Source organism: Pseudomonas sp. 05T35 (assembly GCF_056396605.1).
Genome location: NZ_JBFTLU010000696.1, coordinates 1 through 1534, shown reverse-complemented (window position 1 = coordinate 1534; position 1534 = coordinate 1). Strand labels below are relative to the sequence as shown.

Sequence of the window (1534 nt, the reverse complement as noted above, 5' to 3'; positions counted from 1 at the left end):
ATCAAGAGCATGAATGCGCCATAACGAGAATTAGCTTGGATTTACGTCTAATTGAACACTGCGGCGTCGGTGCGTTTAAACTTGATGCACCTGGTCCATGCGATTGCGGGGCGTTCGACAAGTATGTATGCGATGGCTGCAAAGACGATGCAGGTCGTACCGCAAGTAATAGTAGCCAGTACGTCCGAAGCAGTGCCAGTCGGCATGAAATGCAGGAATAATCACAGTCACGAAACTCGCTCAATCGTATCCGAACTGCTCTTCTTTCCTCCTCCATTCAAACGCATTAAAACAATTCGAACTCCCTTGTTCCAGGCACAACCAACCCCAATTCCACCGGCTATGGCAAAGATTACCGCGAGCGCCGGCTGGTCAACGATGTGACGGGCCAGGGACCGAAACTGAAAATGCGTCAAATAAATAAACAACGTTGACGACGCTATTAATGCGAGTCCCCGCGCGATGATGCCTGGTACGGGTATAGACCGGATCCAAATCAACGCGAGAACGGCAGGCACGGCTATATCAATATATTCCTTCATTGTGAACTCGTGCAATCCATGGCTGAAGATTGTCAGAATATCTTGCCCGCCCAGCACAATGACAGCAACCGCACTGACGACCAACTTCTGAGCTCTTGAATTAGCATAGTTAATTGTCATTCCAAGCACCATGATCGCAAGGTAGTGCTGTGGCACTCTGTTATAAAGCGCTGCAGTATCAAACAAATACGCGTTAATCATAACGCCAGCCACTGCCAATACGCATGACGCAATGGCAAGATGACGAAATGGGTCAGAAGTTACTACTTTTCTAACGCGCTCGAACGACAGAGCGAACCCAATGATTATTATCATTTGTACGAGAACTACAATATACCAATACGCAAAGCCACCTGTGAGTTTCGGTGAGAACCAATTCGAAATCAGCAACAATGTTTGCCAGTGAATCCTATCGAACAGCATCTGATTCAAAATAGTGTAAAGTATTGTCGGTGTCGCGATACTGACAACGGACTTGACAAGCGTGCGCACATTGCCACGGTCACTTATGGTTTTAAATTTAAATCTTGCCAGGCTGAGTCCGGATATTATAAACAATACCGTTGTTTCGCCTGAAACTGGCCATTTTGAAAAAAGATGAAAATGCGCGACAATAATAGATATTATAGATATTGCGCGTAAAAAAACGGGAACCTCCATTGCCCGAACTGACAGCTTCGATACCCTGGTTTTGTTGGCTAGCTCACAAAGATCACATATTGACGTCATTTCCCATTGATCTGGCAGATGGCCAATAAGTTCTTCAAGAACCATTGWGGCCTGAACAAACGAGAGTGAATCCCCGCCCAGCTCCACGAACGATAAGTTTGCATCGACGCGCGGGACTTCGAGTATTTCAGACCATGCATCCGCCAGTTTTAGCGCGAGCGGCGATAGATCCTGGTGCGAGTGTACGGCAGCCGCATCCGTGTTACTGACAATCGGAGGCAACGCCCGTTTATCAATTTTGCCATTCGGCGTAAGTGGAATAG

General features: G+C 47.1%; 2 protein-coding genes. One reads left to right on the top strand and one right to left on the bottom strand.

Features of this window, described 5'->3' with window-relative positions:
* Positions 1-221: hypothetical protein (locus AC1DH9_RS28965; RefSeq protein ID WP_477809316.1), on the top strand; the 221-nt coding region annotated here is incomplete at its 5' end.
* 6 nt (positions 222-227) lie between these two features.
* Here the strand turns inward: AC1DH9_RS28965 and AC1DH9_RS28960 are convergent.
* Positions 228-1534, bottom strand: a 1307-nt coding sequence (locus AC1DH9_RS28960; RefSeq protein WP_477809315.1) for an acyltransferase family protein, incomplete at its 5' end; no start/stop codon positions are given.